The organism is Streptomyces sp. NPDC008137 (assembly GCF_042957035.1).
Classification (GTDB): domain Bacteria; phylum Actinomycetota; class Actinomycetes; order Streptomycetales; family Streptomycetaceae; genus Streptomyces.
The window spans coordinates 22,758-46,275 of record NZ_JBIBHN010000035.1; the positions used below are offsets into that span (position 1 = coordinate 22,758).

General features: G+C 73.7%; 22 protein-coding genes. 9 read left to right on the forward strand and 13 right to left on the reverse strand.

The window, feature by feature from the left end:
• Positions 1–79 precede the first annotated feature (79 nt).
• Complete coding sequence (locus ACFZBT_RS35305) at positions 80–1,672, forward strand: ATP-binding cassette domain-containing protein (protein ID WP_391112712.1); 1,593 nt, start codon at positions 80–82, stop codon at positions 1,670–1,672.
• A gap of 106 nt (positions 1,673–1,778) precedes the next feature.
• Here ACFZBT_RS35305 and ACFZBT_RS35310 read toward each other — a convergent pair whose 3' ends face one another.
• Complete coding sequence (locus tag ACFZBT_RS35310) at positions 1,779–3,209, reverse strand: FAD-dependent oxidoreductase (protein ID WP_391112715.1); 1,431 nt, start codon at positions 3,207–3,209, stop codon at positions 1,779–1,781.
• Between the two features lie 119 nt (positions 3,210–3,328).
• Between ACFZBT_RS35310 and trxA the strand changes: the two genes are divergently transcribed.
• Positions 3,329–3,715: a thioredoxin gene (gene trxA, locus ACFZBT_RS35315; RefSeq protein WP_391112718.1), complete on the forward strand. Its 387-nt coding sequence runs from the start codon at positions 3,329–3,331 to the stop codon at positions 3,713–3,715.
• Between the two features lie 120 nt (positions 3,716–3,835).
• Here the strand turns inward: trxA and ACFZBT_RS35320 are convergent, their stop codons facing one another.
• The 3 genes from ACFZBT_RS35320 to ACFZBT_RS35330 all read right to left on the reverse strand — a co-directional run bounded on the left by ACFZBT_RS35320 (position 3,836) and on the right by ACFZBT_RS35330 (position 7,329).
• A complete protein-coding gene (locus ACFZBT_RS35320) occupies positions 3,836–5,272 on the reverse strand; it encodes an aldehyde dehydrogenase family protein (RefSeq protein ID WP_391112722.1) in 1,437 nt (478 codons plus the stop codon).
• Positions 5,273–5,516: 244 nt separating this feature from the next.
• Complete coding sequence (locus ACFZBT_RS35325; protein ID WP_391112725.1) at positions 5,517–6,554, reverse strand: substrate-binding domain-containing protein; 1,038 nt, start codon at positions 6,552–6,554, stop codon at positions 5,517–5,519.
• 106 nt (positions 6,555–6,660) lie between these two features.
• Positions 6,661–7,329: a TetR family transcriptional regulator gene (locus tag ACFZBT_RS35330; RefSeq protein ID WP_391112728.1), complete on the reverse strand. Its 669-nt coding sequence runs from the start codon at positions 7,327–7,329 to the stop codon at positions 6,661–6,663.
• Between the two features lie 130 nt (positions 7,330–7,459).
• On the opposite strand from ACFZBT_RS35330, the gene ACFZBT_RS35335 reads away from it, so the two are divergent.
• The gene (locus ACFZBT_RS35335) at positions 7,460–8,023 is read left to right on the forward strand and encodes an NAD(P)H-dependent oxidoreductase (RefSeq protein ID WP_391112731.1); all 564 of its coding nucleotides are present in this window, start codon (positions 7,460–7,462) and stop codon (positions 8,021–8,023) included.
• Positions 8,024–8,107: 84 nt separating this feature from the next.
• Here ACFZBT_RS35335 and ACFZBT_RS35340 read toward each other — a convergent pair whose 3' ends face one another.
• The 4 genes from ACFZBT_RS35340 to ACFZBT_RS35355 are packed head-to-tail and all read right to left on the reverse strand — an operon-like array spanning position 8,108 to position 12,885.
• Positions 8,108–9,232 carry an XdhC family protein gene (locus ACFZBT_RS35340; protein WP_391112734.1) on the reverse strand — a complete coding sequence of 375 codons (1,125 nt, stop codon included), beginning with the start codon at positions 9,230–9,232 and terminating at the stop codon, positions 8,108–8,110.
• Positions 9,225–11,357, reverse strand: coding sequence for a molybdopterin cofactor-binding domain-containing protein (locus ACFZBT_RS35345; protein ID WP_391112738.1), 2,133 nt, complete (start codon positions 11,355–11,357; stop codon positions 9,225–9,227). Before ACFZBT_RS35345 ends, ACFZBT_RS35340 begins: the two co-directional genes overlap by 8 nt.
• Complete coding sequence (locus ACFZBT_RS35350) at positions 11,354–12,346, reverse strand: FAD binding domain-containing protein (protein ID WP_391112741.1); 993 nt, start codon at positions 12,344–12,346, stop codon at positions 11,354–11,356. Before ACFZBT_RS35350 ends, ACFZBT_RS35345 begins: the two co-directional genes overlap by 4 nt.
• Positions 12,343–12,885 carry a 2Fe-2S iron-sulfur cluster-binding protein gene (locus ACFZBT_RS35355; protein WP_391112744.1) on the reverse strand — a complete coding sequence of 181 codons (543 nt, stop codon included), beginning with the start codon at positions 12,883–12,885 and terminating at the stop codon, positions 12,343–12,345. The genes ACFZBT_RS35350 and ACFZBT_RS35355 overlap by 4 nt, the downstream gene beginning before the upstream one ends.
• A gap of 242 nt (positions 12,886–13,127) precedes the next feature.
• Here ACFZBT_RS35355 and ACFZBT_RS35360 point away from each other — a divergent pair, with 242 nt between their 5' ends.
• A complete protein-coding gene (locus ACFZBT_RS35360) occupies positions 13,128–13,706 on the forward strand; it encodes a TetR family transcriptional regulator (RefSeq protein ID WP_391112747.1) in 579 nt (192 codons plus the stop codon).
• Positions 13,707–13,750: 44 nt separating this feature from the next.
• Here the strand turns inward: ACFZBT_RS35360 and ACFZBT_RS35365 are convergent, their stop codons facing one another.
• Positions 13,751–14,656 (reverse strand): LysR substrate-binding domain-containing protein, encoded by a 906-nt coding sequence (locus ACFZBT_RS35365; protein ID WP_391112750.1) that lies wholly within the window; start codon positions 14,654–14,656, stop codon positions 13,751–13,753.
• A 115-nt stretch (positions 14,657–14,771) separates the two neighbouring features.
• On the opposite strand from ACFZBT_RS35365, the gene ACFZBT_RS35370 reads away from it, so the two are divergent.
• Complete coding sequence (locus ACFZBT_RS35370) at positions 14,772–15,002, forward strand: hypothetical protein (RefSeq protein WP_391112753.1); 231 nt, start codon at positions 14,772–14,774, stop codon at positions 15,000–15,002.
• A 4-nt stretch (positions 15,003–15,006) separates the two neighbouring features.
• Here the strand turns inward: ACFZBT_RS35370 and ACFZBT_RS35375 are convergent, their stop codons facing one another.
• Positions 15,007–15,993 carry a metalloregulator ArsR/SmtB family transcription factor gene (locus ACFZBT_RS35375; protein WP_391112899.1) on the reverse strand — a complete coding sequence of 329 codons (987 nt, stop codon included), beginning with the start codon at positions 15,991–15,993 and terminating at the stop codon, positions 15,007–15,009.
• 56 nt (positions 15,994–16,049) lie between these two features.
• Here ACFZBT_RS35375 and ACFZBT_RS35380 point away from each other — a divergent pair, with 56 nt between their 5' ends.
• From ACFZBT_RS35380 to ACFZBT_RS35395, 4 genes are all read left to right on the forward strand, one after another.
• On the forward strand, positions 16,050–17,345 hold the full coding sequence (locus ACFZBT_RS35380) for an MFS transporter (protein ID WP_391112756.1): 1,296 nt from the start codon (positions 16,050–16,052) through the stop codon (positions 17,343–17,345).
• A gap of 19 nt (positions 17,346–17,364) precedes the next feature.
• Positions 17,365–18,339, forward strand: a complete 975-nt coding sequence (locus ACFZBT_RS35385) for an alpha/beta hydrolase fold domain-containing protein (protein WP_391112759.1) — start codon at positions 17,365–17,367, stop codon at positions 18,337–18,339.
• 22 nt (positions 18,340–18,361) lie between these two features.
• Positions 18,362–19,615 (forward strand): helix-turn-helix domain-containing protein, encoded by a 1,254-nt coding sequence (locus tag ACFZBT_RS35390; protein WP_391112763.1) that lies wholly within the window; start codon positions 18,362–18,364, stop codon positions 19,613–19,615.
• Positions 19,616–19,754: 139 nt separating this feature from the next.
• Complete coding sequence (locus ACFZBT_RS35395) at positions 19,755–20,945, forward strand: CoA transferase (RefSeq protein ID WP_391112766.1); 1,191 nt, start codon at positions 19,755–19,757, stop codon at positions 20,943–20,945.
• Between the two features lie 4 nt (positions 20,946–20,949).
• Here ACFZBT_RS35395 and ACFZBT_RS35400 read toward each other — a convergent pair whose 3' ends face one another.
• The 3 genes from ACFZBT_RS35400 to ACFZBT_RS35410 all read right to left on the reverse strand — a co-directional run bounded on the left by ACFZBT_RS35400 (position 20,950) and on the right by ACFZBT_RS35410 (position 23,424).
• Positions 20,950–21,930 (reverse strand): TerC/Alx family metal homeostasis membrane protein, encoded by a 981-nt coding sequence (locus ACFZBT_RS35400; protein ID WP_391112769.1) that lies wholly within the window; start codon positions 21,928–21,930, stop codon positions 20,950–20,952.
• Positions 21,931–22,015: 85 nt separating this feature from the next.
• Complete coding sequence (locus ACFZBT_RS35405; RefSeq protein WP_391112772.1) at positions 22,016–22,660, reverse strand: phosphoribosyltransferase family protein; 645 nt, start codon at positions 22,658–22,660, stop codon at positions 22,016–22,018.
• A gap of 107 nt (positions 22,661–22,767) precedes the next feature.
• A complete protein-coding gene (locus ACFZBT_RS35410) occupies positions 22,768–23,424 on the reverse strand; it encodes an alpha/beta family hydrolase (protein WP_391112776.1) in 657 nt (218 codons plus the stop codon).
• Positions 23,425–23,518 lie beyond the last annotated feature (94 nt).

Sequence of the window (23,518 nt, forward strand, 5' to 3'; positions counted from 1 at the left end):
CCCGAATTTCCTAACCGAGGACCCGCTTCCACACCACCCGTGTGTCCTCTGCCTGGAATCTTGTTCGGAGCGTTTTCTCATGATCACCGTTCGTGACGTCGACGTGCGCGTGGGCGCGCGTCTGCTGCTGTCCGGAGTTTCCCTCCATGTCTCCCCCGGCGACCGCGTCGGCCTGGTCGGCCGCAACGGCGCGGGAAAGACCACCCTGTTGCACACCCTGGCGGGTGTCCTGCGGCCCGCCGCCGGAACGGTCGCCCGCACCGGCGACGTCGGCCATCTCCCGCAGGACTCCCGCGCGGCCGACCAGTCGGTCACGGTCACCGACCGGATCCTGTCCGCGCGCGGCCTGGACCGCGCGGTGCGGGAGCTGCGCCGCGCCGAGGCCGCGATGGCCGACGGCGCGGAGCGGTCGATGAACGCCTATGTGCGGGCCGAGGCCGAGTTCCAGGCGCGCGGCGGCTACGCGGCCGAGGCGGAGGCGGCCCGGGTCGCCGCCGGGGTCGGACTGCCGGCGGGCCTGATGGACCGGCCGCTCAGTGCCCTGTCGGGCGGGCAGCGCCGACGCGTGGAGCTGGCCCGCATCCTGTTCGCCGGGCACGGCACCCTGCTGCTGGACGAGCCGACGAACCACCTGGACGCGGACTCGGTCGCCTGGCTGCGCGGATTCCTCACGAGCCATCAGGGCGGTCTTGTGATGATCAGTCACGATACGTCCCTGCTGGCCGGCACCGTGAACCGGGTGTTCCACCTGGATCCGGGACGGGCCGCACTGGACGTCCACAACACCGGCTGGGACGCCTATATGGCCCAGCGGGAAGCCGACGAGCGGCGACGGGCGCGCGAGCGGGCGAACGCCGAGCGCAAGGCCGCGTCGTTGCACGCGCAGGCCGACCGGATGCGGGCCCGGGTGTCGACCGCGGTGGCGGCCCGGAACATGGCCCGCCGCGCCGACCGTATGCTCGCCGGCCTCGAACCGGCCCGGCGCGCCGAGAAGACGGCCAGGATCCGGCTGCCCGAGCCGGCGCCCTGCGGCCGGATCCCGCTCGGCGCCGTGAGCCTGACCAGGTCGTACGGCGGGCAGCACGTCCTGCGGGGGGTGGATCTGGCCGTCGACCGGGGCAGTCGCCTGGTCGTACTCGGCCCCAACGGTGCGGGAAAGACGACCCTGTTGCGCCTCCTCGCGGGCCGAGACACACCCGACGGCGGCCGGGTGGTCCACGGGCACGGGCTGCGGCTCGGCTACTTCGCCCAGGAACACGACACCCTGGACCCGGAGCTGACGGTGCGTGAGCACCTGACCGGGGCCGCCCCGCACCTCGCCGACGGCGAAGTCCGCCAGGTGCTGGGCTCGTTCCTGTTCACCGGTGACGACACGGGCAAGCGCGTCGGCGTCCTGTCCGGTGGCGAGAAGACCCGGCTCGCCCTCGCCGGCCTGGTGCACTCGGGCGCCAACGTCCTGCTCCTGGACGAGCCCACCAACAACCTGGACCCGGCCTCCCGCGCCGAGGTCCTGGCCGCGGTGGGCACCTACCCGGGCGCGATCGTCATGGTCACCCACGACGAGGGGGCGGTGGACGCGCTGCGGCCGGACCGGGTGCTGCTGCTGCCCGAGGCGGAGGAGGACCTGTGGAGCGACGACTACCGGGAGCTGGTGGTGCCCGCGCACGCGTGATCGCGTCCCGGCGACCGTTGGCTGCCGGTCGTGCCCCGCCAGGAGGAGGCCGTCCCGGCGACCTGTGCCGCCGGGCGGACACCACTGACCGGCCCGGCCGGGCCGGTCAGGCGTCCCGGTACGCCTCCAGCAGCCGGAGCCACACCTCGCTGATCGTCGGGTAGGACGGGACCGCGTGCCACAGGCGGCTGACGGGGACCTCACCGGCCACGGCGATCGTCGCGGAGTGGATGAGTTCGCCCACACCCGGGCCCACGAGGGTCACGCCGCGGATGATCTCGGCCTCGACGTCGACGACCATGCGGGCGCGGCCCTTGTAACCGTCGGCGTACAGGCCGGCCCCCGCGACGGTGGACAGGTCGACGTCGACGGCCTGCACGCGGTGGCCGGCCTGTTCCGCTTCTGCCAGGGACAGGCCCACCGCGGCCGCCTCCGGGTCGGTGAAGACGACTTGAGGTACGGCGGCGTTGTCGGCGGTCGCGGCATGCGCGCCCCAGGGCTCGGCGAGGAGGGTCTCCCCCGTGGCCCGGGCGGCGATGGCGGCGCCCGCGATGCGCGCCTGGTACTTGCCCTGGTGGGTGAGCAGGGCGCGGTGGTTGACGTCGCCGACCGCGTACAGCCAGTCGTGGCCGGTGACGCGGAGGCTGTCGTCGACCGGCAGCCAGGAGCCGGGGTCCAGGCCGATCGTCTCCAGGCCGATGTCGTCGGTGCGCGGCGCGCGGCCGGTGGCGAAGAGGATCTCGTCGGCCTCGACGCGGTCGCCGGTGTCGGTGACGGCCACGACGGTGCCGTTCTCGCGGGTCACCGACTCGATCGACGTGCCGGTGCGGACGTCCGTGCCGGCCTCGGTGAGCGCCTCGGCGATCAGTTCCCCGGCGAAGGGCTCCATCCGGGGCAGCAGGCCCTTGCCACGGACCAGCATGGTGACCTCGGAGCCGAGGGCACGCCAGACCGTGGCCATCTCGGTGGCGACCACGCCGCCGCCGACCACGATCAGCCGGCCCGGAACGCTCGGGGAGCTGGTGGCCTCCCGGCTGGTCCACGGCTTGACCTCGTCCAGCCCGGGCAGTTTCGGGAGGGACGCGCGACTGCCGGTGCAGACGGCGACGGCGTGCCGGGCGGTCAGGAGGTGCTCGGCGCCGTCGGGGCCGGTGACCGTCACCGTACGGGGGCCGGCGAGCCGGCCGTGGCCGCGGTACAGGTCGGCGCCGATGCTGTCGAGCCACCCGACCTGCCCGTCGTCCTTCCAGTGGGAGGTGTAGTAGTCCCGGTGGGCGAGGACGGCGGAGGCGTCGAGGGGGCCCTGCACCGACTGGCGCAGGCCGGGTACCCGGCGGGCGTCCGCCCGGGCGATGACCGGCCGCAGCAGGGCCTTGCTGGGCATGCACGCCCAGTACGAGCACTCGCCGCCGACCAGTTCGCTCTCCACGACCGCGGTGGTCAGCCCGGCCGCGCGGGCGCGGTCTGCGACGTTCTCCCCCACGGGCCCGGCCCCGAGCACCACGACGTCGTACGCGTTGGTTTCCGTTTCCGTCATGGGGTCAGTCTGGTGGGTGGTGTGCGCCCTGGCCACACGGGTAGGGGCGCGGAATACCTACCAGGTCGGCCGTGTTGTGCCGACGGTTCGCCCCCACACCAGGAAGAGGGATTTACACCATGAGCAGCACCGTGGAGCTCACCAAGGAGAACTTCGACCAGACGGTCACGGACAACGAGTTCGTCCTGATCGACTTCTGGGCCGACTGGTGCGGGCCGTGCAAGCAGTTCGCCCCGGTGTACGAGAAGGCGGCGGGCGAGAACCCGGACCTGGTGTTCGGCAAGGTGGACACCGAGGCGCAGCCGGAGCTGGCCGCGGCCTTCGGCATCCAGTCGATTCCCACGCTGATGATCGTCCGCGACCAGGTCGCCGTGTTCGCCCAGCCGGGCGCCCTGCCCGAGGCCGCGCTGACCGACGTCATCGGCCAGGCCCGGGGCCTGGACATGGACGAGGTCCGCAAGGCCGTCGCCGAGCAGCAGGCCCAGCAGCCGCAGGGGACCGAGTAAGCCGCCCGGGGCGATCGGACGCCCCCGGGAAACCGGCTCCGGGGCCGGGCCTGTCGGCCGGGCCCGGCCCCAGGTCGTGTCCGGCCCCAGGTCGTGTCCGGCCCGGAAGCCGTGTCCCGCCTAGAAGGGGTACGGGGCCACGTCCGCGCGTACCGTCGTCCAGCGCAGTTCGGTGAAGGCCTCCAGATTGGCCTCGCCGCCGAAGCGGGCGCCGGTGCCGGAGGCGGCCACTCCGCCGAACGGCGCCACGGCCTCGTCGTTCACGGTCTGGTCGTTGATGTGGACGATGCCGGTCGGTATGCGCTCGGCGAGGTCAAGGCCGCGGGCGGTGTCCCTGGTGACGATGCCCAGGGAGAGGCCGTACGGGCTCTGCGCGGCCAGGGCCGCCGCCTCGTCGGCGGTGTTGAAGGAGCGTACGGGCGCCACCGGGCCGAAGACCTCCTCCGCGTAGGCCGGGGTGCGGTCGTCGACGTTGGCGAGGACCGTGGGCCGGTAGAAGAGCCGGTCGTGCGTGCCGCCCGCCGCTATCTTGGCGCCCGCCGCCCTGCTGGACTCCACCAGGCCGCTGATCTTGGCGAGCTGGCCGGAGTCGATGATGGGGCCCAGGTGCACGTGGTCGCGGTACGGGTCGCCGACCGCGAGCGAGTCCGCCTTGGCGGCCAGCCGCTCGACGTACTCGTCGTACAGGGACGCGTGCACCAGGTGGCGTCCGGTCGTCATGCAGATCTGGCCCTGGTGGAAGAACGAGCCCCAGGCGGCGGTGGAGATCACCGCGTCGAGGTCGGCGTCCGCCAGCACGATCATGGCCGAGTTGCCGCCCAGTTCCAGGTGGGCCCGCTTGAGGTGACGTCCGGCGGCCTCGCCGACGGCCCGTCCGGCGGCGGTGGAGCCGGTGAAGGAGATGACCGGCACGCGCGGGTCGGAGACCAGGGCCTGTCCGGCGTCCGGGCCGCCGGGGAGCACGTGCAGCAGGTCCTCGGGCAGGCCCGCGGCGGCGAAGACCGCGGCCAGGGCCAGGCCTCCGCAGACGGCCGTGCGCGGGTCCGGCTTCAGCAGGACGCCGTTGCCCAGGGCCAGGGCCGGTGCGACGGAGCGGATGGACAGGATCAGCGGGGCGTTGAAGGGTGAGATGACGCCCACCACACCGGCCGGGACGCGGCGCGTGTACGAGAGGCGCGGCGCCTCGCTGGGCAGGACCTGCCCGGCCGGGCGGGAGGCGAGCGCGGCGGCCTCGTAGCACTCCTGGGCGGCGACGTGCAGTTCGAAGTCGGCCTTGCCCGGGACGGAACCGGACTCGCGGACGATCCATTCGCGCAGTTCGGCGGCGTGCGCGGTGAACAGGTCGCCCGCCTTGCGGAGTACGGCGGCGCGGGCGAAGTGGGGGGCGCGGGCCCACTCTCGCTGGGCGGCGGCTGCTCTCCCGGCGGCGGCCCCGACGTCCTCCGGGGTGGCGAGGGCGAGGGCGCCGAGGTCCCCGCCGGTGGCGGGCTCGGTGACGGTGTACCCGGGCCCGGACAGGGCTCGGGGCTGCCAGGTCCTGGGGTCGAGCAGCGGCATGACGGCTCTCCGATCGATCGGTCACCGGCGTACGGGGTGGATGGAACTCCCGTTGGAGCGTGGCCGGTTCGGCGGTCACAGGGCGGGGGCACGGCGATCCGGGGCAGCCGTGTGTGCCGCGGCCACGTTCGCACGCGCCCCCATTTTGTTGATGATGCAACATCCTAGTCATGCGCCGGGCGGTGACCGGCACCGCCGGCCTGATGGCTGCGGCCGTCTGCCGGGGAGTTGCCTTCCGGCCGGGTCAACTCGAGTCGCGGTGCAGCACCGTCGCGCCCAGCACCTTGTGCGTCTCGGGCTCGGTCATGGGCTTGCGCACGGCCCGGTCGACCAGTTCGGCGAGTTCACGGCCGGAGGGCAGTTCCAGGTGGACCGTGCTCAGCCGGGGTCGCAGCAGCCGGCCGAGCATCAGATCGTCGGCGCCGACCACGGCCGTCTCCTCCGGGACGCGGATGTCCTCGTCCTGCAGGGCCCGCATCAGCAGCATCGCGTACTCGTCGTTGTAGGTGAACACGGCGTCCAGACCGAGGGTCCGCCAGCGGGCGGCGAGACGCGCCGCGTCCTGTTCCTCGTGGGCGAGGGGCAGTTCGGTCACCGTGGCGTCGGTGCCCCGCAGGGCGTGGCGCACCCCTTCGAGCCGGGGCGCGGAGAACGCCTCGAGGCCGGGTTCCTGCGGGACGACGACGCCGATCCGGCGACGGCCGCGGTCGTAGAGGTGAGCGCCCGCGCTGTAGCCGACGACATCGTGGTCCATGAGCAGGGCGTGCGCGCCCTCGATGGTCTCGGGGCCGAGGGTGACCACGGCCCGGGCCCCGGAGCGCTTGAGCACCGCCACTCCGCGTGGGCCGAGTCCGGAACCGGGCACCAGCACGGCCACGGGCCGGAGTTCGGCCCAGGCTCGGGCGGCGTCGTCGCCGTGCGGGCCGCCGGTGCCGTACTGCACCACCGTGTAGTCGAGGCCGCCGAGCGCGACCTGGAGGTCGGTGAGGAACCGGCTGTAGAGCGGGCCGACCGGGAAGGTCGGCGCGGGGATCAGGACCATGCGGCTGTGCCCGGCGCGCAGGGAGCGGGCCGCCGCGTGCGGCACGTACCCGAGTTCCTTCGCGGCCTGGTGGACCCGGCGGCGGGTGGGCTCGCTGATCCGTACGGCGCTGGTGTTGTTGAGGACGTAGGAGACGGTCGCGCGCGAGACGCCGGCCAGGCGGGCCACATCGGCGCTCGTGGGCACGGAGCGCATCGGTGCGGGGGACGGGGGCGCGGGCGTTTTCGGTATCTGCACCATGACGTACGGCATCTTGGCAGAAGCCTCAATGCGCGCTTCCAGCGGGGGAGTTGTGACGAAGCCGTGAGCGTTCACGAGGGGCGGGGGGGCACCTCAAGGGGCTGCGCTAGCGGGTGGATTCCGCGCCCGTGAGCCGGTCGACCAGGTCGGTCCACGCCGACTCGAGGCGGGCCAGGGGTATCCCGCACTGCTTGGTCAGGTGGTGGATCAGGGCCGGGTCGAGCTGGCCCATCAGCGTGTGGGAGAGGAGCTCGCAGTCCGCGTCGGGGGCCGCCTGCCGCAGAAGCACGGCCACGTGATGGCGCAGCACACGGCGGGCCGGGACGACGAAGCGGCGGTTCGCGCCCGGCTCGGCCGCCAGCTGGAGTTCCAGTTCGTCGACCGACCGGCGCAGCATCGCGCGCCCGAACGCCCGCAGCCGCTCCGCGGGCGGCGCCCCGGGGCCGAGCGGCGGCGGGCCGCTGAGGAACGCGGCCTGGAACTTCTTCTCGGAGTGGTCGAGCAGCGCCGTCAGCAGACCGGTGCGGTCGCCGAACCGGCGGAAGACCGTGCCCTTGCCGACGCAGGCCGCCGTCGCCACCGCCTCCATCGTGACGGCGTCCGCGCCGCGCTCCGCCACCAGCCGCCCGGCGGCCTCCAGCAGCCGGGCCCGGTTGCGCGCGGCGTCGGCGCGCAGGCACGGCTCGTCGGCCTCCGGGGCGCTGTCGAGCTGGATCAGCTCGGGACGGGCGACGGGCTCCTGGGGCGTCGGGAAGGGCGGCGGGGCGGTGGACATGAAGCCAGCGTAAAGCATCGGGAACAAAACTGGACCGCGGTCCGGTTAGGGTGCTAGAACATTAAACGGACCTCGGTCCGGATCGTAACGGCTGTGTTTCGCAGCAGTCTTTCTCTACGTGGGAGTCAGCATGTCTGTTCGCATCCTCGCGCTCGTCGGCAGCCTTCGCGCCGGGTCGCACAACCGCCAGCTCGCCGAGGCGGCCGTCAAGCTCGCCCCCGAGGGTGCCGAGGTGAACCTGTTCGAGGGCCTCGCCGAGATCCCCTTCTACAACGAGGACATCGACGTCGAGGGCAGCGTTCCGGCCGCCGCCGTGAAGCTGCGCGAGGCCGCCGGGGCGGCCGACGGTCTGATCCTGTTCACGCCCGAGTACAACGGCACCATCCCGGCCGTCCTGAAGAACGCCATCGACTGGCTGTCCCGCCCGTACGGCGCCGGCGCCCTCAGCGGCCTGCCGGTCGCCGTGGTCGGTACCGCCTTCGGCCAGTTCGGCGGTGTCTGGGCGCACGACGAGACCCGCAAGTCCGTGGGTGTGGCCGGCGGCAGGGTGCTGGAGGACGTCAAGCTGTCCATCCCCGGCTCGATGACCCGCTTCGCCGAGACGCACCCGGCGGACGACGCCGAGGTCGCCGAGCAGCTGACCGAGGTCATCGCCCGTCTGCACGGCCAGGCCACGGAGCCGGCCGCCGCCTGACCCGTCACGCGACCGGTGCGAACGTGCCGGGGAGGGGCCGCAGCCGTTTCAGGCCGCGGCCCTTCCGGCGTGTTCTCAACCGTGTCAGACCGCTCGGGGCAGCTGCTCGGTCCGGTGGATCGGGGTCCCCGAGCCGGTGAGCGGCAGGCCCGTACCACCGCGCCGTGCCGCGACGATCTCCGCCGCGATGGACACGGCGGTCTCCTCGGGCGTACGGGCGCCCAGGTCGAGTCCGATCGGCGATCTCAGCCGGGCCAGCTCGCGCTCGCCGACGCCCGCTTCCCGCAGGCGCCGGTCGCGGTCCTGGTGGGTGCGGCGGGAGCCCATGGCGCCGACGTAGGCGACCGGCAGCCGCAGGGCCTCCGTCAGCAGGGGCACGTCGAACTTCGCGTCGTGGGTGAGCACGCACAGCACCGTGCGCCCGTCGGTCTCCGTCGACCGCAGATAGCGGTGGGGCCAGTCCACGACGATCTCGTCGGCGTCGGGGAAGCGGGCCCGGGTGGCGAAGACGGGGCGGGCGTCGCACACGGTGACGTGATGGCCGAGGAGCTTGCCCGCCCGTACCAGGGCCGCCGCGAAGTCGATCGCGCCGAAGACGATCATGCGGGGCGGCGGCACGGCCGACTCCACGAGCAGGGTGAGACCGCCCGGGCAGTGCGAGCCGTCCTCGGAGAGCTCGACCGTGCCCGTGCGGCCGCCGTCCAGCAGGGCGCGGGCCTGCGCGATCGCCGTGCGGTCCAGGTCCGGGGCGCCGCCGAGACCGCCCTCGTGCGAGCCGTCGGGGCGTACGAGCACCGCCCGGCCGAGGAGGCCGGCGGGCCCCCGGGCCACCCGGGCGAGAGCCACCGGCTCGCCACGGGCGGCGGCCGACAGCGCGGCCGCCTGGGGTGTCTGGGAGGCGTCGTACGGGGTGATCATGACGTCGATGGTTCCGCCGCAGGTCAGACCGACGGCGAAGGCGTCCTCGTCGCTGTAGCCGAACCGCTCGACGAGCGTCTCGCCCTCCTGGAGTGCCTGGAGGCAGAGGTCGTACACGGCGCCTTCCACACAGCCCCCGGAGACCGAGCCGATGGCGGTGCCGTCGGCGCGGACGGCCAGGGCGGCACCGGGAGGGCGCGGGGCGCTGCCGCCGACGTCGACGACCGTGGCGACGGCGAACTCCCGGCCCTCCTCGATCCACTCGTGCAGCTGCCCGGCCAGGTCAAGCATCGCCGCCCGCCATCAGGACACGGTCGGGCCGGATCGGCAGGTTCCGGTGGCGGACGCCGGTCGCGTGCCACACGGCGTTGGCGACCGCCGCCGCGGCACCCACGATGCCGATCTCACCGATGCCCTTGATGCCCACGGGGTCGTCCGGGTCGGGGTCGTCGATCCAGTCGGCCTCGATGTGGGGCACGTCGGCGTGCGCGGCGACGTGATAGCCCGCGAGGTCGGCGCCATAGAGGCCGCCGCCTGCCCGGTCCCGTACGGCCTCCTCGTGCAGGGCCATGGAGATGCCCCAGGTCATGCCGCCGACGAACTGGTTGCGGGCGGTGAGCGGGTTGACGATCCGGCCGGCCGCGAAGATGCCCAGCATGCGGCGGACGCGGACCTCGCCGGTGGCCGGATCGACGGCGACCTCGGCGAACTGCGCCCCGAAGGAATGCCGCTCCTTCTGGGCGAGGACGCCGATGGCCTCGGTCGTGTCGGACCGTACGGTGATGCCCTCCGGCGGGATGTCGGCACCCGGCGCGAGACTCTGGCGCAGCTCGTCGGCGGCGGCCGTGACCGCCCAGGCCCAGGAGCGGGTGCCCATCGAGCCGCCGGCGATCATCGCCGGGCCGAGATCGCTGTCCCCGAGGCGCACCCGGACGCGGTCCGTCGCCACTGCCAGGGCGTCGGCGGCGACCAGCGTGAGCGCCGTCCTGGCGCCGGTGCCGATGTCCGCGGCGTTGATCCGCACCGTGAAGGTGCCGTCCGCCTCCGCGGTGACGGCCGCCGTGGAGGGCATGGCACCGGCCGGGAAGGAGGCGGCGGCGGTGCCCGTGCCGAGCAGCCAGCGGCCGTCGCGGCGCACCCCCGGTCGCGGATCCCGGTCCGCCCAGCCGAACCGGCGGGCGCCCTCCCGGAAGCAGGCGATCAGGTTGCGGCCGGCGAACGGCAGGCCGGACACCGGGCCCACCTCGGGCTCGTTGCGTACGCGCAGCTCGATCGGGTCGAGGCCGCACCGCTCGGCGAGTTCGTCGAGTGCCGACTCCAGCGCGAACGAGCCCGGAGCCTCACCCGGGGCGCGCATCCACGTCGGGGTGGGCACGTCGAGCCGGACGATCCGGCTGGCCGTGTGGTGGGCGTCCGCGGCGTACATCGACCGGCTCGCCGCGGCGCTCGGCTCGACGAACTCGTGTACAGCCGAGGTGAGGTTCAGGGACCGGTGCTCCAGCGCGCGCAGCCGCCCGTCCGGGTCCGCGCCGAGCCTGACCCGCTGGGCCGTGGGGCTGCGGTACCCGGCGAGCGAGAACATCTGCCGTCGGGTCATGACGACCCGGACCGGGCGCTGCAGGACGGTCGCGGCCATCACGGCGCCCACCTGGTGCGCGCGGACGCCCTTGCTGCCGAAGCCGCCGCCGACATGCTCGGAGCGCACCCGCACGGAGGCCGGGTCGAGGGAGAACAGGCCGGCGAGCTCGCCGGCGACCCAGGTGGTGCCCTGGTTGGAGTCGACGACCTCGAGCCGCCCGCCCTCCCAACGGGCCGTCGCCGCGTGCGGCTCCATCGGGTTGTGGTGTTCCTCCGGAGTGGTGTACTCCGCGTCCAGCACGACGGCGGACGCCGCGAGTTCGGCCTCCAGGTCGCCCTTCTCGACCACGGCCGGCATGTGGCTGTCGAGCGCGTACGCCTCGCTCTCCCGCTCGGCGGAGAACGCGACGTCGTGCGGCTCCTGGTCGTAGTGGACCCGGAGGGACTCTGCGGCCTCCCGGGCCTGCTCGGACGTCTCGGCGACGACCAGCGCCACCGGCCAGCCCAGGTGGGCGACCCGGTCGTGCTGGAAGAGGGCGATGCTCGGGTCCGGGGCCATGCCCATCAGCCCGACGTAGTCGGTGTCGACGCGCGGGGCGTTCTGGTGGTGGAGCACGGCGAGGACACCGGGCATGCCGAGCACGGCCTCGGTGTCCAGGGCGCGGACGCGGCCGCGGGCGACGGTGGACAGCACCAGCCAGCCGTGGGCGAGGTCGGCGAACGGGATCTCCCCGGCGTAGCGGGCGGCGCCGGTGACCTTGTCGCGGCCTTCCACGCGGGAGTGCGAGGAGCCGACGGAGCCCTTGACCGCCCTGGTACCGGTCGTGGCGGTGGTCATCGGGTGGCCTCCTCGGCGAGTTCGCTCAGCACGGCCACGACGAGGTTGCGCATCAGGGTCACCTTGTATCCGTTGTGGGGCAGGGGCCTGGCGGCGGCCAGTTCCAGCTCCGCCGCGGCCGCGAAGGTCTCGGCGTCGGCGGGTGCGCCGAGCAGGACGCCCTCGGCCGCGCGGGCCCGCCAGGGGCGGGAGGCGACGGCCCCGAAGGCCACGCGCACGTCGTGCACGACGCCCTCCCGGACGTCGAGCGCGGCGGCGATCGAGCCGATGGCGAAGGCGTACGAGGCGCGCTCGCGGACCTTGCGGTAGCGGGAGTTGGCCGCTGTGGTGGTGGGCGGCAGGGTGACGCCGGTGATCAGCGCGCCGGGCGGCAGGGCGGTCTCCAGATGCGGGGTCTCCCCCACCGGCAGGTAGAAGTCGGCGAGCGGCACCTCCCCCGGCCCGTCCGCCGTCTCGTACGACACGGTCGCGTCGAAGGCGGCCAGGGCCACGCCCATGTCGGAGGGATGGGTGGCCACGCAGTGGCCGGAGGCGCCGAGGACGGCGTGGTTGTGATGCTCGCCCTCGATCGCCGGACAGCCGCTGCCCGGGCTGCGCTTGTTGCACGGGGAGGTGACGTCGGCGAAGTAGCCGCAGCGGGTGCGCTGGAGCAGGTTGCCGCCGACGGTGGCCATGTTGCGCAGCTGCCCGGAGGCACCGGCCAGTACGGCCTGTGCCAGCGCCGGGTAGCGGCGCCGGACCTCGGGGTGCGCCGCGAGGTCGCTGTTGGTGACGGTCGCCCCGATGCGCAGCCCGCCGTCCTCGGTGGGCTCGACGCGGTTCAGGGGCAGTTCGCGTACGTCGACGAGGAGGGCGGGCCGCTCGACGCCGGTCTTCATCAGGTCGACCAGGTTGGTGCCGCCGCCCAGGAAGCGGGCTTCCCGGTCGCCGTCGAGCAGCGCCACGGCGCCGGAGACGTCGTACGCCCGCTGGTAGCCGAACTCCCTCATGCCGCCGCTCCTTTGGACTCCGCGGCGCGGGCCACGGCCTGGACGATCGACACGTACGCGCCGCAGCGGCAGAGGTTGCCGCTCATGCGCTCCCGTATCTCCTCCGGCGTGAGGGGTGGTGGTCCCGCCTCGGGCCGTACGTCGCCGGTGGCCGCGCTCGGCCAGCCGGCCGCGTGCTCCTCGATCACGGCGATGGCCGAACAGATCTGTCCCGGCGTGCAGTAGCCGCACTGGTAGCCGTCCAGTTCGAGGAACGCCTGCTGCACGGGGTGCAGTCGGTCGCCCTCGGCCACGCCCTCGATGGTGGTGATCTCGCGCCCTTCGGCCGCCACGGCCAGTTGCAGACAGGCCACGCTCCGGCGGCCGTCGACCAGGACCGTGCACGCGCCGCACTGGCCTTGATCACAGCCTTTTTTCGTGCCGGTCATATCGAGTCGTTCGCGCAGGGCGTCGAGCAGCGTGGTGCGGTGGTCGACGGTCAGCGTGTACTTCTCGCCGTTGACGGACAGGGTGAGGTCGCTGGACGTCGATGGGGGCATGGAAGCCTTCTCTCTCAGGTCGTGAGGCCAGGAGGCGGGAACGCTGCGGGGGGCCGTACCGGTTCGTGACGGGGCAGGATGCGGGGCGGGTCGGCCGGGGCGCGGCCGTCGCGGGCTGTCCGCGCGGACGGCACACCGATACGATGGAGCAAGCGGACAGTTGTCCGTTACCCGGAAACGTAACGGACAACTGTCCGCTTAACAAGGGCCGGGTTTCGGCCAAGGGATCGCGAGGAGGGCGAGTGCGGCAGAAGAAGGACGCTCCGCTGCGCTCGGACGCGCAGCGCAATCGCGAGCGCATCCTGGAAGTGGCGCTGGTCGAACTGACGCGATCGGCGGACGCGCCGCTGAGCTCGATCGCCAAGAAGGCGTGCGTCGGGCAGGGAACCTTCTACCGCCACTTCCCCAGTCGTGAGGCACTCGTCCTGGAGATCTACCGCCACGAGATGCAGCAGGTCGCCGACTCCGCCGAACTGCTGCTCGAGAGCCGGGAGCCCGACCGGGCGCTGCGCGAGTGGATGGACCGGCTCGCGCGCTTCGCCATGGCCAAGGCGGGCTTGGCCGACGCCATCCGCCAGGCCACCAGCGCACCGGGGCAGCCCGCGAAGCCGGGACACACCCCGGTGACGGAGGCGGCCGAACTGCTGCTGCGCGCAGCCGAGCAGGCCGGCACCATCCGCCCGGGTATCACCGCGGACGACCTCTTCCTCACGATCGGCGGCCTCTGGACGATCGATCCCCACACCGACTGGCAACCGCGCGCCACCCGGCTGCTGGACCTCGTCATGGACGCGCTGCGGGTGGGGGCGCCGGGGCGCTGAGGGTCAGTCCCTCGGACGATGCCCGGCGCATGCGCGGCGGGCGGTCAGGCGACCGCCGTGGGGGCGAGTTCGCGCAGCTCCTGGAGGGCCGCCGCGACCGCCGGGCGGGCGTGGCCGCCGCCCCGGGTGCAGGTCAGGAGCTTGCGGTGGGGGTTGCCCGTGCAGCGGACCCGGGTGATCGGGAGGTGCGGGGTCAGGTGGGCCAGGCGCGGGACGAGGGCGACGCCGAGCCGGTGGGCGACGAGGTGGGCGGCGACGTTCCAGTCCAGGGCGTGATGGACGACGTCGGGGGTGAATCCCGCCGCGCCGCAGGCGGACAGCACGTGCGGGCGGCAGGGACTCTCCTCCACCGGCGCGATCCACGCCTCGTGCGCCGCCTCGGCGAGGTCGATCCGGGCCCGCCCGGCGAGCCGGTGTCCTTCGGGGACGACCAGGTCGAACGGGTCGTCCAGCAGCGGCCGCTGGTCGAACCGCGTGTCGCTCAGCGGCGGGTTGAGCGGGGTGGCCTCGACGATCGCCAGGTCGGTCTCCCCCTCGAAGAGCAGGTCGAAGCTCTCCGGGACGCCCATCTCGGCGATCCGGACGGACAGCCGCGGATGCCGCTCGCCCAGCCGGGCTGCCATCGGGGCCAGCAGCACCGAGATGGCCACGGGGAATCCGGTCACGCGCAGTACCCCCGAGGGCGCTCCGTGGTCGGCGCGTAGATCCAGTTCGGCCAGGTCCCAGCGGGCCTGGATGGCGTCGGCGTGTGCCAGGAGGCTCTCGGCGGCCGGGGTGAGGCGCACTCCGCGCCCCTGGGGCTCCAGCAGGTCGACGTCCAGGTCGCGGGCGAGCTGCCGGATCTGCTGGGAGGCGGCGGACGGAGTGAAGTGCAGGGCCCGGGCGGCCGCGGTGACCGTGCCGTAGTGGGAGACGGCCCTGAGGACGTGCAGCCTGCGCAGGTCAATCATGCAGTCCACGCTTCACAATGACGTGCACAAAGTCAACCTGGACGTGTAAGGAGATCTCGACGCACCCTGGCTGTGTCGCGACGGTCAACCAGCCACGAGGTACGAGGAGTCAGTCATGACCAGCACCAACGCCACGGCCTGCCCGCACTGCGGCTGGCCGGACGGGGGCGAGCCGTTCCGGGGGCTGTCGCGGCACACCACCGCGACGGGCCGCACGGAGTGGACGCGCTGCTGGTGCGGCTCGCTGCAGGTCCGGGTCGTCGACGGCCGCGGGACGCGCGTCGTCTCCCGCGGCGGGCCGGCCTCGGGCTCCGCTCCGGCGCGGTCGGACACGGCGAGCCGCTGAGCGCTCAGGACCCGCCGTGCCGCGCGAGCCGCTCCCCCAGCGGGCTGCGCCGGTAGAGCACTCGGCGGCCGTCGCGGGCCCGGGTGACCAGGCCCGTCGCGTGCAGGACACGCAGGTGCTGGGACACGGCGCTCGGGGTCACACCCAGGCGCCGGGCCAGTTCCACCGTCGGGAGCGGCTCGGCCAGCAGCCGCAGCAGTGTGGTGCGGGGTGCGCCGAGCAGGGCCGCGAGCACGGGGGCCGCCGGCTCGGGTTCCGGCTCCCACAGGGTCGCGGCGCCCCGGCTCGGGTAGGCGAGCATCGGCGGTTCCGCGGCACTGACCGGAGGCGCCGGCTGATGCGCGAACACGGAGGGGACCAGGCGCAGGCCCCGCCCCGAGCCGTCCACGTGGTGGCGTCCGCGCATCCGGTCGACGCGCAGGACTCCGTCGTCCCAGCGCAGGTTGCGGTGCAGATCGTCGAAGAGCAGCCGGGCGCCGCCGGTGGCAAGCTGCCGTGCCCGGTGGGTGATGTCGGCCTCCAGGACGAGCCGCATCCGGGGCCAGTACGGCAGCAGCGCCGACTCCCAGTAGCGGCGCAGGAGGACGCACAGCTCCTCCAGCAGCTCCGCGACCGGCGCGTCACCGGGCACGGTGACCGCCCGCAGCACCTCCGGCAGGGGCCGGGGCGCATGAGCGGCGAACAGGTCGCGGCGTACCGTCTCCGGGGGTGTGGCGCGTACGACGGTGAGCTGCTCGTCGAGGGTGGGCGCGAAGGACATCGGCCTCGGGGTCAGGAAGTCGGGCAGGGCCAGGGTGTCCCCCACCAGGGCGGCCAGCGACCGGGCGTCGGCCGGGTCGAGCCCCTGGAGCACGGAGGCGCGCCACCGCACGTGCAGCGGGTAGAGGGCGGGGGCGCGCAAGGCACGCAGGCTGCCCATCACCTCGCGCAGGGGCGAGATCGCGAAGCGGGTGTCGGCGAGGTCCTCGACGCCGAGCCGGAAGCTGATCATCAAGGCCCCCGCTACATCCTTTGGCAACCGCCCGGCCGTGGCGTGGACTTCGGCCCATGACGGATCACGACCACCGGAAGCGTACAGCGCACCAGGGCGCGAGCCCCCGGCTGATCCTGGTGCTGGCCCTGGTCTGCGGCGCGGCCGTGGGCAATGTGTACTTCCCGCAGGCCGTCAGCCCGTTGGTGGCGTCCGGCCTGGGTGTCTCGCCCGACGCGGCCGCCGCCGTGGTCACCGCGACCCAGTTCGGCTACGCGGCCGGGATCTGGCTGCTCGTACCGCTCGGCGACCGCCTCCCGCACCGCCCGCTGCTGGTCACGCTCCTCACGGTCACCGGGCTGGGGCTGCTCGCCGCGAGCGTCGCGCCGGGGCTGGTGTCGCTGGTGGGGGCCAGTGCCCTGGTGGGTGTGACGACTGTGGTGGCGCCGCTCACCGGGCCGCTCGCCGCCCGCCTGGTGCCGAAGGAGCGGCTCGGCGTCACCGGCGGCACACTGCTGAGCGGCTCCCTCGCGGGCATGCTGCTGTCGCGCACCGTCGGCGGTGCCCTCGGCGACTGGTTGGGCTGGCGGGCGCCGTACGTCCTGGCCGCCGCGCTGTCCCTGGCGGTGGCCGCCCTGTCGGCCCGCCTCCTGCCACGGACGGTCCCGCCCTCCGCCCAGCGCTGTCCGGCGCTCCTGGCCGAGCCGCTGCGGCTGCTGCGCACGGAAGCCCTGCTGCGCCGCTCCTGCCTCTACCAGGCCCTGGTGTTCGCCGGCTTCTCCGCCGTGTGGACGGGGGTGGCCCCGCTGCTCACGGGTCCGATGTACGACAGGGGCGCGGGGGCCGTGGGGCTGCTCGCCCTGGTCAACGCGGTGACCATGGTGTGCACGCCGGTCGCGGGCCGCCAGGTCGACCGGCATGGGCCGGACGCGGTCAACCGGGTGTGCTTCCTGGTGGTGGGGGTCTCGGCCGCAGTGCTGGCCCTGGGCGGTCTCGGTGGGGCGGTGGGGGCGGCGGCCCTGGTCGTGGGCACACTGCTGCTCGACGTCGGCATGCAGTCCGGGATGGTGGCCAACCAGGTGCGGATCCAGACGCTGCGGGCCGAGGTGCGCAGCCGGCTCACCACCGCGTACATGACCTGCGCGTATCTTGGTGGCGCCGGCGGCTCGTGGCTGGGCATGCGTGCGTACGGCCGCTTCGGGTGGCCGGGGGTGTGCGTGCTGGTCGCCGCGCTCACCACGGTCGCTCTCACCCGTCACCTGTGTGCCACCGGACTCCGGACCGCCACCCGCCGTACGGCGGGCAGGTTCCGCCGCCCGGCGGCGCCCGCGGCCGGGGCGGCGGACCGACCATGGCAGCCCGAGCCGCCGTGACCTCGCGTGAGGAGACGCCATGACGCATGTTCCGCCGCCGTTCGACCCCGAACTCGCCGGTGCCCTGGAGCTGATCAAGGACATGATCAGCCCGGGACTCACGCCGGACCAGATCGCCGAGGTGCGCCAGGGCCCGGGCATCGAGCTGCTCGCCGAGCTGGACCTGACGATGGGCGGGACGTTCGAGGTGGAGGACCGGCGGGTGCCCGGTCCGCAGGGCGCGCCCGACATCTCGCTGCTGATCTGCAGACCGGCCGCTCCGGCGCCCGCCGGTGCCCGGCCCGTCATCTACCACGTGCACGGCGGCGGCATGGTCATCGGGAACAACCGGGTCGGGGTCGACGTCCCGCTGGCGTGGGCGCGGGCGCTGGACGCGGTCGTGGTGTCCGTGGAGTACCGGCTGGCGCCGGAGCATCCGCATCCCGCACCGGTCGAGGACGTGTACGCAGGGCTGCTGTGGACGGCCGACCACGCCGCCGAGCTGGGCGCGGACCCCGAGCGGATCGTCATCGCGGGGGCGAGCGCGGGCGGCGGGCTGTGCGCGGCGCTCGCCCTGCTCACCCGGGACCGCAAGGGGCCGCAGCCGATCGGGCAGGTCCTGATGTGCCCGATGCTCGACGACCGCAACGACACGCCGTCGACGTACCAGATGGCGGGCCTCGGGGTGTGGGACCGCACCGCCAACGAGACCGGCTGGACCGCGCTGCTGGGCTCACGGCGCGGCGGGCCCGACGTACCGGCGTACGCGGCACCGGCCCGTGCCGAGGACCTGACCGGGTTGCCCCCGGCCTTCCTCGACGTCGGCTCGGCGGAGACCTTCCGCGACGAGGTCGTCGCCTACGCCTCGCGCATCTGGCAGGCGGGGGGCGTGGCCGAACTCCACGTGTGGCCGGGCGGCTTCCACGGCTTCGACGGTTTCGCACCCCAGGCGGCGCTGTCCCAGTCGGCCAGGGCCGCGCACGTGGACTGGCTGCGGAGGCTTCTGAACGGGTGACGGCAGGGCGCACCATAGGCCTATGAAAGAGCTGGCCGGACGCCTGACCGCGCTCGACCCGGATGCCGGTGCGGCGGTCCGGGTCATCGCCTACTTCGACCGCCTGGCCGAGTCCAGGGCCGGTGTCGAGGCCCTCGTACGCGGCGCCGCCGTACTGTCCGGCTGCCCGGCCCGCCTCGTGGACCCCGAGCGCCGCGTCCACGTCCGCGTAACGCCCGACGGCACCCGCCAGGACACCGAGACCCCACCGAACCCCACTTGGCCCTCCGCCCGACTGAGCCCGGACGGGCCCGCGACGCTGTGGCTGGAACGGGGCAGGGCGGAGGGTGACAGTGGCATCGCGCAGGGCGCCGTAGCCCACCCCGGGCCGGTCGGCACGGAGGCCACCGGGGCCGCATCCACCCCGGGCGATGCGGATCGGGCCGGGACCACGCCCGGTACGGCAGTCACGGAGCAGGCCGGAGCACAACCCGCCACAGCCATCGCAGGACACGCCGGGGCGACGCCCGGCAGGGTCGACGCGCGGCAGGGCGCGGCCGAACCCGGCCCCGATGCCGTGCCCCCGCCCAGTGTCGTCGACGCCGTGATCCTCGAACGCGCCGCCGCTGCCCTGCGGCTCGTTCTCGACCGTACTCGCGGGCGGGCCCCGGCCGATGATCCGGCGTTGGTCGAGACACTCCTCGATGCCACGGCCCCGGAGCAGGCCCGTCTGTACGCCGCCCGGAGCCTCGGTCTGGACCTCACGGCACCGGCCCGGGTTCTCGTGCGGCTGAACGACCGGCCCCGGGTCGTACCCGCCGGGGCGGAGGGTGCGGGCGTCGCGGAGTCCCGCCCGGCTCCCCCGGGCGCCCGCCTCGGGGTCGGGCCCGCCGTGCCCGTGCTCGAGCTGCCCCGGTCATGGGCGGCGGCCCGTACCGCCCTGCGGTTCACCGCCGAGGGCACCCCGCAGGACCCCGGTCCGCGCGTCGTGTACGCCGATGAGCTGGGCGGGATCGCCCTGCTCGCCGACCTCGTCGTACCGGGAGCCGAGCCGCCGCCCGACGTCCGTGCGCTGGAAGCGGCCGCGGCGGCCACGCCCTGGTTGCCCGCCACCCTGCACGCGGTCGCGTCCACGACGAGCCTGCGGGCGGCCGCGGCCGGGATCAACGTCCACCACTCCACGCTCCAGGACCGGCTGACACACGCGGAGCATCAGCTCGGCTGGCCGCTGCGCACCCCGCAGGGCCGGCTCCGGCTCCAACTGGCCCTGGCCATGCGGCACCTGGCCCGCCCGTAGCCGACCGGCCGCGCCCGGCGGCCACCCGGTTGTGATACCCCCCGGCGTGATCCAGATCGCGCCCCTGGCCCGTGCCACGGCCCACCGCCCGGGAGAGACTGTCCGGGCGCCGTCCGTACGAGGTTCAGGAGCATGAGGCATGAGCGTGCAGCGCTATCCCCTGTCCGGGGTCACGGTGGTCAGCGTGGAGCAGGCCGTGGCCGCGCCGTACGCCACCCGGCAGCTCGCCGACCTCGGCGCCCGGGTGATCAAGGTGGAGCGGCCGGGCGGCGGCGATTTCGCCCGCCGTTACGACACGACCGTGCACGGCCTCTCCAGCTATTTCGTGTGGCTCAACCGGTCCAAGGAGTCCCTCACGCTGGATCTGAAAGACCCGCGCGGCCGGGAGATCCTGCACGACCTCCTCGACGGCGCCGACGTGTTCGTGCAGAACCTCGCCCCGGGCGCCGCCGCCCGGCTCGGCCTGGACGCGGCCACCGTCACGAGCCACCGCCCCGGCCTGATCCCCTGCACGATCTCCGGCTACGGCACGACCGGCCCCTGGGCCGACCGCAAGGCCTACGACCTGCTCGTGCAGTGCCAGACCGGGCTGGTGTCCCTGACGGGAACGCCGGAGGGGACCGCCCGGACCGGGATCTCCGTGGCCGACATCGCCGCCGGGATGTACGCCTACAGCGGCGTCCTCACCGCCCTGTACACCCGCGCCACCACCGGCGAGGCCCACCCGGTGGAGGTGTCCCTGTTCGAGGCGCTCGCGGAGTGGATGGGCCAGCCCGCCTACTACACCCGGCACGGCGGCACCCAGCCCCCGCGCCTCGGCACCCAGCACGCCACCATCGCGCCGTACGGGACCTACCCGGCCGCCGACGGGAAAGAGGTGTTGTTCTCCATCCAGAACGAGCGGGAATGGGCGGCCCTGTGCGCGGAGTTCCTCGGCCGGCCGGAGCTGGTAGACGACCCGCGCTTCGCCACCGCCTCCGACCGCGTCGCGCACCGCGAGGAGCTCAACACCGTCGTCGCGGGCCGTATCGCCCGCTCCGGCTCCGACGAGATCCTCAAGGACCTGGAGCACATCGGCATCGCCTGCGCCGGGGTCAACGACGTCGCCGCGTTCCTGGACCATCCGGTGCTGGCCGGCCGCGACCGCTGGACCGAGGTCGCGGTGCCGGGCGCCACCGTCGAGGCCCTGCTCCCGCCGGCCGACCTCGCGGGCCTGCCCGCGCGCATGGACCCCGTACCGGCACCCGGCGAGCACACCGGGGCGATCCTCACCGAACTGGGCCGCACCGACGAGGAGGTGGCGGCACTGCGCGCGGACGGTGTCGTCTAGACGCTCAGCGGGATTCGGCCGCCCGCCGTGCCTCCTCCGCGGCCTCCTGCTCCTTCGAGGCGCGCAGGCTGGTGATCGTCGTGATGGTCAGGACCAGCACGATGAAACCCAGCGAGAAGGGGATGCTGATCTCGGGCACATGGACGCCCGACTCGTGCAGGGCGTGCAGCACCAGCTTCACGCCGATGAAGCCGAGGATGATCGACAGCCCGTACGAGAGGTGGACCAGCCTCTTCAGCAGACCGCCGATGAGGAAGTACAGCTGCCGCAGGCCCATCAGGGCGAAGGCGTTCGCGGTGAACACGATGTACGGGTCCTGGGTGAGGCCGTAGATCGCGGGGATGGAGTCGAGGGCGAACAGCACGTCCGTGGAGCCGATCGCGAGCATCACGACCAGCATCGGGGTCATGATCCGCTTGCCGTTCTCGGTGATGAAGAGCTTCGTGCCGTGGTAGCGGTCGGCCACCCCGAAGCGCTCCTCCGCCATCTTCAGCAGCTTGTTCTCCTGGTACTCCTCCTCGTGGTCCTGCTTGCGCGCGTCCTGGACCAGCTTCCACGCGGTCCAGATCAGGAAGGCGCCGAAGATGTAGAACACCCAGGAGAAGGCGGAGATGATCGCCGCGCCGGCCGCGATGAAGATCGCCCGGAGTACCAGGGCCATCAGCACACCGACCATCAGCACCCGCTGCTGGTACTGCGACGGCACCGCGAACTTCCCCATGATCAGGACGAACACGAAGAGGTTGTCCACGCTGAGCGACTTCTCCGTGATGTACCCGGCGAAGAACTCACCCGTGGGCCCGCTCCCACCGAAGTACCAGAGCCCCAGCCCGAACAGCACGGCCAGGACGATCCACACCACCGTCCACGTCCCGGCTTCCTTGATCGACACGTCGTGGGGCCTGCGGCCGACGAAGAAATCGACGGCGACGAGCACGCACAGTACTGCCACCGTCAGCAGCCACACGGACAGCGAGACGTTCACTTGTTACTCCTGGTGCAGGTGTGGGGATGGCACATAGTCATCTGTCCTGGCCGATTTCCGCCAGTCCTACAAGGTGAACAAATGGTCAAAGCTGCACGTGGAGCGCCTCCAGGACGTCCTGGTCCGTCAGCTGGTCGAAGTTCTCGTACCAGAGGCCCACGGCCATGAACGCCGCCGGCTGGTGCAGGCAGAGCACCTCGTCGGCCTCGGCGCGCATCAGCTCGGCCGCCTCCGGCGAGCACACCGGCGCGGCCAGCACCACCCGTGCGGGCTCCTGACGGTGTACGGAGCGCAGCGCGGCGCGGGCCGTGGAACCCGTCGCCAGGCCGTCGTCGACGACGATCACCGTCCGTCCCCGCAGGTCGGGCCCGGGGCGGCCCTGCCGGTACAGCCGCTCGCGGCGGCGCAGTTCCGCCCGCTCCCGCTCGATGACGGGGGCGAGGTCGGCCACGCCGAGGCCCAGGTGACGCAGGGCGTCCTCGTCGAGGAGCGGGACCTCGTCCCCGGCCATCGCGCCGACGCCGTACTCCTCCTGGAAGGGCGCCCCGATCTTCCGTACGACGAGCACGTCGAGCGGGGCGTCCAGCGCCGCCGCGACCTCGCTCGCCACGGCGACCCCGCCGCGGGGCAGGGCGAGGACGAGCGGGTGGGGCAGGGCCCCCGCGTCCTGCCGGGTGCGCAGCTTCTCGGCCAGTTCGCGGCCTGCCTGCCGGCGATCGCGGAACCGCATGACGGTCACCTCTGCTTCCCGCACGGAGAGGGGCCCTCGGCCGGCCCGGGCTCCGCGTACCCCCTGCCCGGCGGACGACGCACCGGCGGGCGGGCCGAGCGGGGCCGTCAGCCCGCCGTGGTGCTCAGCCGTTCGTCGCACCACTGCCGGGCCGCCTCGGTGACCTGGTCCAGCGTGCCCGGCTCCTCGAACAGATGCGTGGCGCCGGGCACCACGTGGAGGGTGTGCGGGGCGCTCAGCCGCCGGGCCGCTTCCTCGTTGAGTCGCAGCACGTGCTGGTCCCGGCCGCCCACGATGAGCAGCACCGGGGACCGGACGGCGGCCAGGGCGTCGCCCGCCAGGTCGGGCCGGCCGCCGCGCGAGACGACCGCCGGCACCCGGCCGGGCCGTTCGGCGGCGGCGACCAGGGCCGCGCCCGCGCCGGTGCTGGCGCCGAACAGGACGACGGGCAGGCCGTGGGTGGCGTACCACTGCTCCAGCCAGTCGATGGCGGCCACCAGCCGGCGTCCCAGCAGGGGGATGTCGAAGCGGAGTTCGGCGGTGCGCAGGTCCCGCCGCTCCTCCTCCTCGGTGAGCAGGTCGATCAGCAGGGTGCCGAGTCCGGCGGTGCGCAGTCCGGCGGCGACCTCGCGGTTGCGGGGGCTGTGCCGGGAGCTGCCGCTGCCGTGCGCGAACAGCACGACCGCGCGGGAGTCCGGCGGCAGGTTCAGATCGCCGGTGAGCGCTGCGCCGCCGACGGGCACGGTGACCGTCTGGGTGATCATCGGAGGCCTCCTCTCCCCCGGTTCCTTCGGTTCCCCCGGTTCCCCCGGTTCCCCCGGTTCCCCCGGTTCCCCCGGTTCCCTCGGTTCCCCCGGT